Consider the following 14,107-nt stretch of genomic DNA (forward strand, 5'->3'; position numbering starts at 1 on the left):
GTTTAAGGGAGATTTTATCTCCCTCTGCTTAAATTATTTAAATGCCTTCTTAAGCGGTACTGCAACGTCTGCTATACTCTTAACAGAATCCATAGGAATATTCTTTTGTGCAGCTATATTAGTAAATAAGTTATCCTTATTACCACTCTCTACCACTATAATATAGTCTGCATTTTCTGCTACTGGCTTTACAAACTTGTCTGAAAGCTCACCTCTTCTGTTTTCTCCTCCTACATGAACGCATATTATAGGAATTTTCTTTTCTTTGGCAGCCTTTATAAGCTCTTCAGTTCTCTTTATCTCATCTTCTGCCTTTATACCAGCAGCTCCAAGCCCTTTAGAACTTCCTCCTACAGCCATAACAAGTACCTTCTCAGCTTTGATATCTGCAGGTGCTGCTACTTTGTTTATGGTGTATTTTATTTGACTATTATCCATTAATGCCTTTACCATTTCAAAGTCTGCACTTTGTCCTATAGATGTTAATAGTGCCGGCTGCTCTGCAATAGCTTTCTCAAGTCCCTTCACCTGACTTGCAGTTCCTTGTTCAGTTTGTTTTGCAGCATCCTGTTTTTGTGAAGTTTCCTTACTACTTCCACAGGCTGTTAAAGATATTGCTAATAATCCTATACATAATAAACTCATTATTCTTTTACTTTTCATGTCAATGTCCTCCGCAAAATATATTTTAGTTATTGTTTATTAATATGCAGCTGCTTTACCATCTCTTCTTGGATCTCCGCCGCCGTGTAACTGTCCATCACTCTCAAGAACTATACCCTGAACTCCTCCGAAGTATGGATCCAACTCTTTTTTAACTTCTACCTTATGTCCCATTGCCTTTAATTCTTCTACAACCTTAGAATCAATGCCACCTTCTAACATTAACGTTCCCTTATCATACATTCTTGGCTGATTGGTAGCTTCCTGAATGTTCATACCGTGATCTATAACATTACTTATAACCTGAGCTACTGTAGGTATTATTCTTGTTGCTCCTGGTGAACCTACGCTCATAAATGGTTTTCCATCTTTTAATACAAGTGTTGGAGTCATACTACTTAAAGGTCTCTTTCCTGGAGCTATAGAATTTGAACGTCCTGGTGCTGCATCGAAATCATCCATTTCATCATTCATAATAATACCTGTTCCCGGCACTACTACACCAGAGCCAAAGAAATAATTTATTGTTTTAGTTATTGCAACCATATTTCCTTCCTTGTCCATAATTGAGAAATGAGTTGTGCTTCCACTCTCATATTTACTTGGATTACCATATTGAACTTTTTCTGCTGACTTATTTAAGTCTATTTTCTTAACTAATTCTTTAGCATATTCTTTAGAAGTTAATCCAGTTAGAGGTACCTTTAAGAAATCGGTGTCTCCCATGTATTTTCCTCTATCTTCAAACATCTGCTTAGTAACCTCCGACCATACATGCAATGACTTAGTAGTATTGTGCCCCATTGCTTTTAAGTCATAGTTTTCTAGCATATTCAGCATTTCTATTACATGAGTACCGCCTGAACTTGATGGAGGTGCTGAAATTACTTCATATCCTCTATAAGTTCCCTTTACAGGAGTTCTCATTTTAACTTGATAATTAGCTAAATCCTCTTCTGTCAATATCCCGCCATTTTTTTGTACTTCAGCAGCTATAGCTTTAGCAACTTCACCTTTGTAAATAGCATCTTTTCCTTTTTCAGCTATAAGCTTTAAAGTTTTAGCTAAATCCTTATTTATTAAAGTATCTCCTGCTTCATATGGTAGTCCATTCTTTAAGTATATCTTCTTTCCAGCTTCGGATTTATTTAATTTCTCGAAGTTGTCCTTTATTATACCTGAGAAATTCTCAGTAACTTTGTATCCATTTTCAGCTAAATCTATAGCAGGCCTTAAAACTTCATTTCTTTTCATTGTTCCGTATTTCTCAAGAGCAGTTAGAAGTCCTGCAACTTCTCCCGGAACCGCAACAGCTTTTCCACCTTCAATTGACTCATTATTTGCTGCTAACCCTTTTTCATTAAGCTTGTACATATCTGGTTTTGCAGCTTTAGGGGCAGTTTCTCTAAAATCTATAAAAACTTCCTCTCCTGTTTTTGCAAATCTTACAAGCATAAAGCCACCGCCACCTATACCAGAAGCATTGGGTTCTGCAACTCCAAGAGCAAATGCTGTAGCTACAGCTGCATCTATAGCATTTCCACCTTGCTTCATTATTTCTACACCAACCTGTGATGCTTCAGGTTTTGCAGTGGCTACCACACCATTGGCTCCCTTTGCATCTCTGTTCATATCTACCTTAGATTTTTCCTCTTGCTGCTTCGTTAGCTCTTCCTTTGCTTTTTGAGTTTGTTGCTGTCCGCAACCAAATAATGTAGTAATGGTTAATACTGTAGTAGTAACAAGAGCCATAAGTTTAGTTACCTTTTGTTTATGCATACGGTCCCCCCCTTAAATTAAATAAAACATGAATTTTCATATTATTTAAAAAATTTTTCATCAACCTTATAATACAATAAATATAAATCCTTTTCTATTTTTTCTCTTATTTCTCTTATTTTCCTATTTGGATTCGAACCACCTCTTATAATCACTACTATACCTTTAATTTCTTAATTAATGATATAAAAATAACACAGCAACCGCCTAACATGCAGTGCTGTGTTTATAAAATATTGGATAAGGGGAGCTTATTATGAAATTGTTTAATGATGATTTTAGTGTGTTGCTTGTTCAGTAAATGGATAGATTGTTTTTACCTCTATCCATTAATTAATCTTCCCTTATCTTCAGAAAATATTCACATTCTTTATACTTTTTTATAAATTTTCTTTTATTTTTTTTATTTCCGATGATATTAACTCAAAAGCCTTAATATCCTTATTGTCCAAAGCCTGATTGGCCCATATATATAAGGTTTGTAAATATAGTGCATCTCTCTCAGACTTTCTTATAAATCCTTTAGAAACACCATTTAGATTTCTTTGAATTTCATTTTCCCTATATACAGCATTTAATGAAGTTATATAATCTATCAACTCTTCCTTCATAAGTATAAAAAATACTCTTTTTTCTTCATCAAAATTTTGTTTTATAGAACACACCTTTATATGATCATCATTTAAAGAAGTAAGTATTATTTTATCCTTTAAATTCTTAGCAATAAATTCTACTTCTACATTTTTTTCTTGTCCTAACGAATTATAAAAGTCATATAACATATTTATATATGTTTTAAATTCATTAGTTGAAAGCTGTATATTATTAAAAAGCTTGTCTTTTTTAAATGTTAAGTTAAATCCATCTTCTTTTTCGTTTAATTTTTTTAGAACTACTAGCATATAGTCTAGATATTTATTTAAAACCTTCTCTGGGACAAATTTTATTCCGTATTTAAACCTGTTGTCTATTGTATTTCTTGATAAAACAAAATTGCTTATCTTCACGACAACGACTCCTTTTATATATTTTTTAAGTAATATCCACTATTATATAACAAAAAATACGGAATTTCGCCTTTGTGTCAATATTAAAATTATTCAAACATATTGAGAATAGCTCCATGATTAAATTGAGATGTATTAATTTAATTCTTCAAAGTTTACATGTTTATTTATAATTTCAACGACTTTTTCTAAATACGTCTTGTCTTCCTCATTAAATCTTCCTACTGTTGGACTATCCAAATCAAGAACTCCATATACCTTATTATTTTGTTTTAAAGGTATTACAATTTCAGAATTAGATTGAGAATCACAAGCAATATGTCCCGGGAAACTATGTACATCTTTCACAAGCATTGTTTCGCCTTTTAATGCTGAAGTTCCACATACACCTTTACCTATTTGAATTCTATTACATGCCGGAAGCCCCTGAAATGGTCCTAAAACTAATTCATTATTTTTAACAACATAAAAACCAGCCCAATTTACATCACTAACTAATGCCTTTATAAGTGCAGAAGCATTACTTAAATTGGTAATTGAATCTGTCTCATCCTTTAATAAAGAGCCCATCATTGAAAGCAAACTTTCATACTTTTGCTTTTGAGTAAGATTATCAAAAACACTTAAATCAAACATTACTACTCATCCCCCTTAAGTCTTATCTATAAACTATTTATTAAAATAATTACTTACTTCATTTAACTTTCCTAGAACCTTTTCTACTACGCTTTTATTTCCTGCTATTATATTAACTCCTATTTCCCCATTTTCTTTGTTTAGATAAGAAGTCATTACTTTTCCACCTGCTTCTTCGACTATAAGTGCTCCTGCCGCTAAATCCCAAAGTCCTAATTTTAGCTCCCAGTATCCATCAATTCTTCCGCATGCTACGCAGCATAAATCAAAAGCTGCACTGCCCGTTCTTCTTATTCCTTGAAGTTCTGTTATTATATTAGTAAATAAATTCACATTATTATGCTTTGATACCTTTTTATCATAAGGAAATCCCGTAGCAAGTATGCATTGTTCTAAATTCTCCTTTTGAGCTACTTCAATTTTCTCATCGTTTAAAAATGCACCTTCTCCTTTTATAGCATAAAACATTTCATCAAGCCTTGGAACATAAATAACTCCAAGTATAGTTTCCTCTCCCTTTTTAAGGGCAATTGATACACAAAATATTGGGAACGCATGCAAATAATTATTTGTGCCATCTAAAGGATCAATTACCCATAGATATTCACTTTCAGTTTTAATTTCCCCTTCCTCCTCAGACAATATGGCATGATTCGGATAAGTACTTTTTATCTTGTCTATAATAATCTTTTCAGACAATATATCTACTTCAGTCACCATATCTACAACAGTGGACTTACTTGTATATTTTATTTTAGAATTATATTTTTCTAGTTGAAGCTTTCCAACTTCTCTTGTCCACAACTTAACATTTTCTAGTACCTCATAAAGATTCACAAAAACTCCCTCTTTCTTACTATAAAGTTAATTTAATTTTTTAAGCTTTAAATATTTTTTTATTATAAATATAATACCATATCAGTCCATTTTCATCACTATTTTTTCTACCTTCCAAACCTTTAGCAAGCTGCCTATCTCTCCAATGAAGCTAAACTTTCTATTTTTATAATTAAAGCTAATATTCTCATCCTTCCATAAAACATTCCAAATAACGCTTTTATCTTTATCCTTTTCATTAGGATTTATACCATCTGTAACTATAATTCCTCCATCCTGGAGTTTATCAAGCACAGTATTAAAAGCTATCTCCTCAAACCAATTAAACGCTGCATTCTTATTTCTGTTATTTCTTCCTCTATAATAAAATACAGATATTTTTTCTATGCTCATTATCCCTAAAAAACCATCATATTTATGAGAATACACTTCTATTTTCTTATTATTTTCATATTTTGTCTTCCATATTTCTTTATTACTTATATCTGAAAACTTAATAAATTCCAAGTTCATTAAAAGGCTATCTTCTAAAACTTTCATAGTTTCAAAATTTTTATTATTAAACATAGCCACTGCAAATGGAACATCCTTTGAATTAAATGTTCCTATATTATTTTCTATACTATTCCTTTCTTCACTAGTTCTTCTCACTCCACATTCTAAATGAGGAAGGATAATCTTATTGCTATCTGCAAAGTGGAATTCACTTATAATATCCATAAACAAATAAAGAGGCTCATAGCTATCTTCTCCACAGCAGGGATAAAACAGCCCTCCTTCTGGAATAGATATATTAAACTTTTCACTAAATTTTAAATCCGTATTGTTTTTATCATAAGCTTCTTTTATTTCATCTTCATAGTAGCAGCATTTTATATATGTGCTTTTGTTTATATCAAAGGCAAGTCCTTGTTTTTTTAGCTCTTCAAGCAGATATTTATCTAAAGCATAGGGTTGCTTATATTGAAGTCTCTCCACTTCTCCCTTTTCTATTTGTACAACATATTTAAGTATCTTAAGTATGCATGAATTCTTTTCCATTATGTAATAAAATTCATTATTAAATTCCTTTCCTATAAGCATGCACACGTATTTAAAAAACATCTCTGGGGTATATTGTTTCAAAACTAAAGTTCTTTCTTCCTGCCAAGCATACATTTTCCAATCCCCCTATCCCTTATACTATATTTAAAGTATAATCAGAATTATTGTTCTATTGAAAATATATATTCCATGTACTACAATTATACTCATAATGTAAAATCTTTCAATAGTTACATTAAAAAATAATGGAGGTGACTTACATGGCTGCATTTTCCATGAGCGATTTAGCTTATAAAGAATTCAAGTTATTTTTACAAGAAAACAATGTAAACTCTGATACAATCAGAATACATTTAGCAGGCGTTGGCTGAGGAGGCCCATCTTTTAACCTTGTTCTGGATGAACAAAAGGCAAATGATGAAGTTGTTAAAATTGGAGATATAAATTTCCTTGTTGATAAGGGTTTAGTTAATCAATACGGTGGTTTTGTTATGAAATCTAGTCAGGAAAATGGCTTAAATGGCTTTTCACTTGACCCAGTATTTAAAGAGGATGACGGTGATGGCTGTTCCACTTGCTCTGGCTGCCATTAATTTAGAAGGAGTTGAGATTAATTTCTCAACTCCCTTTAATTATTTATTTTTGGCTTCTTTACTTTTCTCCACCATTTTAGTAGTATATATATAGTTCCAGGCATATTTATATAATTGCATCAGTGTTATAATTAATATAGGGACAGCCTATTATTTAAAATAAAATAATTTTAATGGGGGTTTACTATGGAAATGTCTGTTTTTATTACTCCTTTAATCTTAGCTATCTTAGGTGTAATTATAAAATTTGACAAAGCAAGCTTTTTAATTTCTGGTTACAACACTTCTTCAAAATATGAAAAAGAAAAATATGATGAAAAGGCTTTGTGTAAATTTGTAGGCAACTTATTATTTACTCTTGCAGGTATTTCTCTTTTCATTGGAATTGCACAGATATTAGAATTTGCTTACTTTAGTTATATAGTAATTATTGGTTCTATATTATTTGCCCTTATAATAATTATATCAGTTATTTATATAAATACTGGAGATAGATTCAAAAAACAATAATATTATAGAAATATTGGAGGTAACTTAAATGGCTGTATTTTCCATGAGCGATTTAGCTTATAAAGAATTTAAATTATTTTTACTTCACAACAACGTAGCTGCTGATACAATTAGAATAAATTTAGCAGGTATTGGTTGTGGAGGTCCCTCTTTTAATCTTGTTATAGATGAACCAAAAAACAATGATGAAGCTGTTAAAATTGGAAATATGATTTTCCTTGTTGATAAGGACTTAGTTGCTGAGTTTGGCGGCTTTGTTTTGAAATCCGCTGAAGAAACTGGACTAGATAGTTTTTCACTCGAACCACTTTTTAAGGGTGATTATGGCGATGGATGCTCCACTTGTTCCGGCTGCCACTAATCAAAAATTAGGACAAAGGTGCTAGGGGCTTGGTTATTAATAAAAAAGCAGTTGTAAAAGATTATAATCTTTTACAACTGCTTTTTTATTATCTTGGATTATTTTCCAAAGTATCTGTTTAAAAGTCCTTTAAATGCTGAGCCATGTCTAGCTTCATCTTTACACATTTCATGTACTGTGTCATGAATTGCATCTAAGTTTAACTTTTTAGCAAGTGTTGCTAAATCTTTTTTACCTTGGCAAGCTCCATGCTCTGCTTCAAGTCTTAACTGTAAGTTCTTTTCTGTACTAGTTGTTAATACTTCTCCTAGTAACTCAGCAAATTTTGCTGCGTGTTCTGCTTCTTCAAAAGCTATTCTCTTATAAGCTTCAGCAATTTCTGGATATCCTTCTCTATCAGCTTGTCTTGACATTGCAAGATACATTCCAACTTCTGTACATTCTCCTGTGAAGTTTGCTCTTAATCCTTCTATAACCTCTGGATCAACACCTTCTGCTACTCCTATTTTATGCTCATCTGCCCAAGCAAACTCTCCTTCAACTTTTTCTATAAACTTATCTGATGGCACTCCACACTGTGGGCACTTTTCTGGTGCTGCATCTCCTTCATGAATATATCCACATACTGTACATACAAATTTTTTCATAATAAAAATCCTCCCTAAAATCATCTATTTATTTTTTATTTCTAATCCCATCTTATGGGGTTATTATCATTTTCAATTATTATTTTAATTTTGCGTTCTGTTGTTTACATTTATTATTATATAATAATTATTATTAATTATCAATACCTTTTTTAAAATTTTTTATGATTACTTTTCATTTCCTAGTATAAATTTTCTATTTAACAGGAATGTCTAATACTTATTTTAGTTTAATTTGGTTTAGTTTACCATAACATTTTAGAAAATAATTTGTTAATATTTAAAATATAAAGGAGGTGCTTTAGAAAACCTCCCTTAATATAAAATATTATATTTTAATTGCCTTTTGCTATATCCACCGTTCTTTCAGCCAAGATATCTGTAGATGATATAAAATTAAAATCCTTAAACTGACTCTTATCTAAACTATCAAATACTATCGGGAGTTCTGTACATCCAAGTATTATTGTATTAACAGCATCATTTTTAAACTTATTTAATATTTCAATTATCTTGTGCACATCAAAATTCATATCTCCTGCTTTAACCCTATATATTAAATCTAATATATAGTTCTTATCATCATTATCAGGCGAAATAATTTCTATATTATACTTGCCACAATAGGTTTCATATACTTTTCCTTTATAAGTTCCCGTAGTTGCTAAAAGTCCAACTTTGCACTTACCATAGCTTTCATAAATATATTTTCCTACTTCTTCAATCATATTTATAAAAGGCACTTCTACTGCTTCTGTTAACTTATCATAAAAGTAATGTGCTGTATTACAGGGCATTATAATAATCTGTGCTCCAGCATTTTTCAATTTTACTGCAGTTTCTATCATGTATACTAATGGATTTTCTCCTTTCCCTAAAATATAGCTAGTTCTATCGGGAATTTCTACGTTATTATCTATAAGTAAATGAATATTTTCTTGATCATTTTTAGCATTTGTATAACTTATAATTTTACTAAACAAGTCACAGGTTGCTTGAGGCCCCATTCCTCCTAAAATCCCTACAATTTTGCTCATTTTCCTCCCTCAACATAAAAATTATTTCGTATATCTCACTCTCTTACACTTAAGAATTATTCTTTATATAAGCTTTGTCATAATCAATCTCATTTTCAGTAGCACCAACTACTATGGACCCTGCTACATCTCCTATAACATTTACGGATGTTCTTCCCATATCAAGTATTCTATCTATACCTGCAATTAAGGCAGCACCTTCAAGTGGCAGCCCTACAGAAGATAAAACCATCATGAGCATCATAAATCCTGCCCCTGGAACCCCTGCTGTACCAATAGAGGCTAGGAGTGCTGTTAAAAGTACAGTAATTTGCTGCCCTGGTGTCAATGCTATTCCATACACTTGAGCAATAAATATTGCACTTACTCCTTGATATATAGCTGTTCCATCCATATTTATTGTTGCACCTAAAGGAAGCACAAAACTTGCTATTCCTTCGGATACACCAAACTTCTCCATAACAGTTTTGATAGTTAAAGGTAATGTTCCAGAACTACTGCTTGTGCTAAACGCTAAGGCTGCTGGACCTGAAACTCCTTTAAAAAACTCAGCTGGTGATATTTTTGAAAATGCTTTAATAGAAAGTGAGTAAACTAATATTGAATGTAATATGAAGCCTGCATAACAAACAAGTATTAATTTAATTAATGGAAGTAATACCTTGGGACCGTTAGCTGCAATAACAGGAACTATAAGTGCAAACACTCCATAAGGTGCTAAATTCATTATCATTTCAGTTATTTTATACATAATTTCAGCTAAACTATTGCAGAACTTTAGATACACTTCTCCCTTTTCTCCAATATAAGTTGCCGATACTCCTGTAAAAATTGCGAAGAATATAATTTGAAGCATATTTCCCTTTACAAGTGCATCTATTGGATTTGTTGGAATAATATCAATTAATGTTTGAATTAATGATGGTGCCTGATTTACTTTTGGCTGAGCTCCCGCTATAAGCTTAACTCCTACTCCAGGTTTAAATACATTTGCAAGAACTAATCCTATAGCTATAGCTACTCCCGTAGTTAAGAAGAAATAAAGTATGGTCTTTCCTCCAATTCTGCCAAGCTTTTTAATATCTCCAACGCTTGCTGCACCAATTACTAAAGATGCAAACACCAATGGAACTATAGTCATCTTAATAAGATTTAAAAATAGTGTTCCTATAGGCTTTATATAATCTGAAGCAAATTTAGGTGATGAAGTGAAAAATAATCCTACTATTACTCCAAGTATTAAGCCTATCATTATTTTTGTTACAAGACTCATCTTCCTTTCTTTCATTTGAACGCGCCCCCTGTATTAGATTTTCAATTAAATATATATTATTTCAGCATTACATTAATTCCTAAATTTTGAAAATTTATTTCGAAAAACTTGCGTTTCACCGTTGTCTTGTCCATCAAAAACTTAATACATCTTGTATTTTTGCATGTAATTTTAATTTTTCCTGCAAATAAACCTTGTATATGTATACACTTCTTAGTAAGGCATATAAAAAAGAAGTTTGCTTATCGCAAACTTCTTTTTTGTATGCTTATTTCTATTTCCTTAAGAGTTCCTTCCCCGATATCCCTGGTTCAGTCATACCATATGCATCAAATATCACATCTAGTTCCGCTTCCTTTAATAAACCTTCCTTTAATATAAGTTCTCTTACAGATTCTCCAGTTTTTATAGCAGTTTTAGCTATTTTAGCTGAATTTTTATACCCTACATGTGGGCATATGGCAGTTATTATACCTACACTATTTTCAACTAAGTCCTTACAACGCTTTTCATTTGCTGTGATGCCATTTACACAGTTTTCTATAAAGGTTTTAACTCCATTTGTAAGAGTTTCTATGGATTCAAATAGGTTATAATAAAGCACTGGTTCAAAGGCATTTAACTCTAACTGTCCTGCTTCTGCTGCCATAGTAATTGTCATATCATTTCCTATTATATTAAATGCTACTTGGCTAACTACTTCAGGTATTACCGGGTTAACCTTACCAGGCATTATAGATGATCCATTTTGTTTTGCCGGAAGATTAATTTCTCCTATGCCTGTTCTTGGCCCCGAAGATAATAATCTTAAATCATTTGATATTTTAGATAAATTTATTGCACAAACTTTTAAAGCTCCAGATACCGCTGCAAAGGTATCTAGGTTTTGAGTACCATCTATTAAATCATCACATTGTGCAAGCTCTAATTCTGTAACTATGCTTAAATTAGGAGTTACATTTTTTACATATTCTTCATCAGCATTTATTCCAGTTCCTATAGCAGTTGCCCCTATGCTTACATGTCTTAAATCTTCCATAGATCTCTTAATTCTAGTTATATCTCTTTTTACTGCATCTGCATATGCCTTAAATTCCTGTCCAAGTCTTATTGGAACTGCATCTTGAAGTTGAGTTCTTCCCATCTTAATTACATGATCAAACTCTTGTGATTTGTTTAGTAAGGCGTCTACTAAGGCATTTAACTGTATTAAAGATTCATTTAATAATCTTATAGCTGCGATTTTGCCGCCTGTTGGTATAACATCATTTGTAGATTGTCCCATGTTGACATGATCATTAGGATGAACTACGCTGTAATCTCCTTTTTCCCCTCCAAGGATTTCTATAGCTATATTTGCTACAACCTCATTTGCATTCATGTTCATTGATGTGCCTGCGCCGCCCTGTACAGCATCTGTTATAAACTCTTCATGATAATTACCCTTTATAATTTCATCACAAGCTTTCACAATAGCATTTCCAACTTTTCTATTTAAGAGTTCAATATCCATATTTGTTATAGCTGCTGCTTTTTTTATTTCAGCTAATGCTTTTATAAGCTGCGGATGAATTTTACGTCCTGTTATATTAAAATTTTCATAGGCCCTTAAAGTTTGTACTCCATAATAAGCATTTATCGGAACTTCTTTTTCTCCTATTGAGTCACTTTCTATTCTATATCTCATTTTAAAATCCCCCTAAATATTAATTATTAATTAGCTTTAGCGAGTTCTACTGTCCTCTTTGCCAAAACATCTGTGGATGATATAAAATTAAAGTCTTTAAATAGCTCTTTATCTAAACTATCGAACACCAATGGAAGCTCTGTGCATCCAAGTATTATCGTATTAACTCCATTATGTTTAAATCCATTTAATACTTCTATTATTTTGTCTATATTAAAATTTATATCTCCTGCTTTAACCTTATAAATTAAATCTAAAATAAAGTTTTTATCCTCATCCTTTGGCGAAATAATTTCTATATTATACTTTGCACAATAATTTTCATACACTTTACCCTCATAAGTTCCTGTTGTAGCAAGAAGCCCCGCTTTACACTTACCATAACTTTCATAAATATACCTTCCAACTTCTTCAATCATATTTATAAAAGGTATCTCAACAGCTTCTGTAAGCTTATTATAGAAATAATGTGCTGTGTTGCAAGGAATTATAATCACCTCTGCTCCAGCATTTCTAAGTTTTACTACTGTTTCTACCATAGGTGTTATTGGATTTTCTCCTTTACCCAGAATGTAGTTCGTTCTATCAGGAATCTCCACATTATTATCTATAAGTAAGTGAATATTTTCCTGATCACTTTTAGCCTTTGTATAACTTATAATCTTATTAAACAAATCACAAGTTGCTTGAGGTCCCATTCCTCCTAAAATGCCAACAGTTTTACTCATATTAATCCCCCAATTAAGAACATGATTTTATATATTTTAAACTTCTGCATTTTTAAAGCTATTCTTATTTTTTATCGAAGCCTTACTATAGTCTATTTCACTTTCAGTTCCTGCAATTACAATACACGCTCCTACATTTCCTGTAACATTTACAGCAGTTCTTCCCATATCAAGTATTCTATCTATACCAGCAATTAATGCAGCTCCTTCAAGCGGAAGACCTACAGAAGATAAAACCATCATTAGCATCATAAATCCTGCTCCTGGAACTCCTGCTGTTCCAATTGAAGCGAGTAGTGCTGTAAGGAGTATAGTTATTTGCTGTGAAACCGATAATGAAATTCCATAAGCCTGCGCAATAAATATTGCACAAACTGCTTGATATATTGCTGTTCCATCCATATTTATTGTAGTACCTAGCGGAAGTACAAAACTTGCTATTCCTTCTGATACCCCAAATTTTTCTCTTACTGTTTTAAGAGCTACAGGTAAAGTTCCTGCTCCACTGCTTGTGCTAAATGCTATAGCTGTTGGCGCTGAAGTTCCCCTTAAAAATTCCAGTGGTGATATTTTTGAAAACATACTAACAGAAAATGAGTACGCTATTATTGCATGTAATATATAACCAGCATAACAAACTAATATTACTTTGATTAGTGGGATCAGTACCGCTGGTCCATTAGTTGCAATGACAGGAACTATAAGTGCAAACACTCCATAAGGTGCTACATTCATTATTACTTCAGTTAACTTATACATTATTTCAGCTAAACTATCACAAAACTTTAAGTAAGCTTCTCCTTTTTCCCCAATATAAGTTGCTCCTACTCCTGTAAATACTGCAAAGAATATAATTTGAAGCATATTTCCTTTAGCAAGTGCATCTATTGGATTTGTTGGAACAATATCAAGTAATGTTTGAATTAAAGATGGTGCTTCAGTAGCCTTTTGCTGAGCTCCCGCTATCAATGTCACACCAACTCCAGGCTTAAATATGTTGGCAAGAACTAATCCTATGATTATCGCTATGGCAGTAGTTCCAAAGAAATAAATCATAGTCTTTCCGCCAATTCTACCAAGTTTTTTAACGTCTCCAACACTTGCTGCCCCAACCACCAAGGATGAAAATACCAATGGAACTATAGTCATTTTAATAAGGTTCAAAAATAATGTCCCTATGGGCTTTATATAGTTTGTAGCAATTTTAGGTGAGGATGTAAAAAATAATCCTATTATTACTCCAAGTATTAAACCTAGCATTATTTTGGTTACAAGACTAATTTTCTTTTTACCCATTTGATCGCC

Annotated in this window: 15 protein-coding genes; 3 read left to right on the plus strand and 12 right to left on the minus strand. The window is 32.0% G+C overall.

Annotation, left to right across the window (positions count from 1 at the left end):
* Positions 1-33 precede the first annotated feature (33 nt).
* The 6 genes from JOC70_RS10725 to JOC70_RS10750 all read right to left on the minus strand — a co-directional run bounded on the left by JOC70_RS10725 (position 34) and on the right by JOC70_RS10750 (position 6,080).
* Positions 34-663: a DUF6305 family protein gene (locus JOC70_RS10725; protein ID WP_204598896.1), complete on the minus strand. Its 630-nt coding sequence runs from the start codon at positions 661-663 to the stop codon at positions 34-36.
* A 39-nt stretch (positions 664-702) separates the two neighbouring features.
* Positions 703-2,442, minus strand: a complete 1,740-nt coding sequence (gene ggt, locus JOC70_RS10730; RefSeq protein ID WP_243429107.1) for a gamma-glutamyltransferase — start codon at positions 2,440-2,442, stop codon at positions 703-705.
* A 380-nt stretch (positions 2,443-2,822) separates the two neighbouring features.
* A complete protein-coding gene (locus JOC70_RS10735) occupies positions 2,823-3,449 on the minus strand; it encodes a hypothetical protein (protein ID WP_204598897.1) in 627 nt (208 codons plus the stop codon).
* A 135-nt stretch (positions 3,450-3,584) separates the two neighbouring features.
* A complete protein-coding gene (locus JOC70_RS10740; RefSeq protein WP_204598898.1) occupies positions 3,585-4,085 on the minus strand; it encodes a GAF domain-containing protein in 501 nt (166 codons plus the stop codon).
* A gap of 33 nt (positions 4,086-4,118) precedes the next feature.
* Positions 4,119-4,922, minus strand: coding sequence for an inositol monophosphatase (locus JOC70_RS10745; protein WP_204598899.1), 804 nt, complete (start codon positions 4,920-4,922; stop codon positions 4,119-4,121).
* An 81-nt stretch (positions 4,923-5,003) separates the two neighbouring features.
* Positions 5,004-6,080 (minus strand): hypothetical protein, encoded by a 1,077-nt coding sequence (locus tag JOC70_RS10750; RefSeq protein ID WP_204598900.1) that lies wholly within the window; start codon positions 6,078-6,080, stop codon positions 5,004-5,006.
* 146 nt (positions 6,081-6,226) lie between these two features.
* Between JOC70_RS10750 and JOC70_RS19525 the strand changes: the two genes are divergently transcribed.
* The 3 genes from JOC70_RS19525 (at position 6,227) to JOC70_RS10765 (ending at position 7,430) form a co-directional block, all read left to right on the plus strand.
* Positions 6,227-6,559, plus strand: coding sequence for a HesB-like protein (locus JOC70_RS19525; protein WP_204598901.1), 333 nt, complete (start codon positions 6,227-6,229; stop codon positions 6,557-6,559).
* A 186-nt stretch (positions 6,560-6,745) separates the two neighbouring features.
* The gene (locus tag JOC70_RS10760; RefSeq protein WP_204598902.1) at positions 6,746-7,069 is read left to right on the plus strand and encodes a DUF3784 domain-containing protein; all 324 of its coding nucleotides are present in this window, start codon (positions 6,746-6,748) and stop codon (positions 7,067-7,069) included.
* 28 nt (positions 7,070-7,097) lie between these two features.
* Positions 7,098-7,430, plus strand: a complete 333-nt coding sequence (locus JOC70_RS10765; RefSeq protein WP_204598903.1) for a HesB-like protein — start codon at positions 7,098-7,100, stop codon at positions 7,428-7,430.
* Between the two features lie 98 nt (positions 7,431-7,528).
* Here the strand turns inward: JOC70_RS10765 and JOC70_RS10770 are convergent, their stop codons facing one another.
* From JOC70_RS10770 to JOC70_RS10795, 6 genes are all read right to left on the minus strand, one after another.
* Positions 7,529-8,077: an NADH peroxidase gene (locus JOC70_RS10770; protein ID WP_204598904.1), complete on the minus strand. Its 549-nt coding sequence runs from the start codon at positions 8,075-8,077 to the stop codon at positions 7,529-7,531.
* Between the two features lie 335 nt (positions 8,078-8,412).
* Positions 8,413-9,114: a cysteate racemase gene (gene cuyB / locus JOC70_RS10775; RefSeq protein WP_204598905.1), complete on the minus strand. Its 702-nt coding sequence runs from the start codon at positions 9,112-9,114 to the stop codon at positions 8,413-8,415.
* 49 nt (positions 9,115-9,163) lie between these two features.
* Positions 9,164-10,402, minus strand: coding sequence for a dicarboxylate/amino acid:cation symporter (locus JOC70_RS10780; protein WP_423880674.1), 1,239 nt, complete (start codon positions 10,400-10,402; stop codon positions 9,164-9,166).
* A 259-nt stretch (positions 10,403-10,661) separates the two neighbouring features.
* Positions 10,662-12,074: an aspartate ammonia-lyase gene (locus JOC70_RS10785; protein ID WP_204598906.1), complete on the minus strand. Its 1,413-nt coding sequence runs from the start codon at positions 12,072-12,074 to the stop codon at positions 10,662-10,664.
* A 26-nt stretch (positions 12,075-12,100) separates the two neighbouring features.
* A complete protein-coding gene (gene cuyB, locus JOC70_RS10790; RefSeq protein ID WP_204598907.1) occupies positions 12,101-12,802 on the minus strand; it encodes a cysteate racemase in 702 nt (233 codons plus the stop codon).
* Positions 12,803-12,838: 36 nt separating this feature from the next.
* On the minus strand, positions 12,839-14,098 hold the full coding sequence (locus tag JOC70_RS10795; protein ID WP_243429108.1) for a dicarboxylate/amino acid:cation symporter: 1,260 nt from the start codon (positions 14,096-14,098) through the stop codon (positions 12,839-12,841).
* Positions 14,099-14,107 lie beyond the last annotated feature (9 nt).

Source organism: Clostridium pascui (assembly GCF_016908015.1).
Taxonomy (GTDB): domain Bacteria; phylum Bacillota; class Clostridia; order Clostridiales; family Clostridiaceae; genus Clostridium_AK; species Clostridium_AK pascui.

What these genes read in the sequence shown, in the direction of transcription:
- JOC70_RS10725 (WP_204598896.1), bottom strand. Translation starts at nt 663, where the DNA reads ATGAAAAGTAAAAGAATAATGAGTTTATTATGTATAGGATTATTAGCA.
- ggt (WP_243429107.1), bottom strand. Translation starts at nt 2,442, where the DNA reads ATGCATAAACAAAAGGTAACTAAACTTATGGCTCTTGTTACTACTACA.
- JOC70_RS10740 (WP_204598898.1), bottom strand. Translation starts at nt 4,085, where the DNA reads ATGTTTGATTTAAGTGTTTTTGATAATCTTACTCAAAAGCAAAAGTAT.
- JOC70_RS10750 (WP_204598900.1), bottom strand. Translation starts at nt 6,080, where the DNA reads ATGTATGCTTGGCAGGAAGAAAGAACTTTAGTTTTGAAACAATATACC.
- JOC70_RS10760 (WP_204598902.1), top strand. Translation starts at nt 6,746, where the DNA reads ATGGAAATGTCTGTTTTTATTACTCCTTTAATCTTAGCTATCTTAGGT.
- JOC70_RS10765 (WP_204598903.1), top strand. Translation starts at nt 7,098, where the DNA reads ATGGCTGTATTTTCCATGAGCGATTTAGCTTATAAAGAATTTAAATTA.
- JOC70_RS10770 (WP_204598904.1), bottom strand. Translation starts at nt 8,077, where the DNA reads ATGAAAAAATTTGTATGTACAGTATGTGGATATATTCATGAAGGAGAT.
- cuyB (WP_204598905.1), bottom strand. Translation starts at nt 9,114, where the DNA reads ATGAGCAAAATTGTAGGGATTTTAGGAGGAATGGGGCCTCAAGCAACC.
- JOC70_RS10780 (WP_423880674.1), bottom strand. Translation starts at nt 10,402, where the DNA reads ATGAAAGAAAGGAAGATGAGTCTTGTAACAAAAATAATGATAGGCTTA.
- JOC70_RS10785 (WP_204598906.1), bottom strand. Translation starts at nt 12,074, where the DNA reads ATGAGATATAGAATAGAAAGTGACTCAATAGGAGAAAAAGAAGTTCCG.
- cuyB (WP_204598907.1), bottom strand. Translation starts at nt 12,802, where the DNA reads ATGAGTAAAACTGTTGGCATTTTAGGAGGAATGGGACCTCAAGCAACT.
- JOC70_RS10795 (WP_243429108.1), bottom strand. Translation starts at nt 14,098, where the DNA reads ATGGGTAAAAAGAAAATTAGTCTTGTAACCAAAATAATGCTAGGTTTA.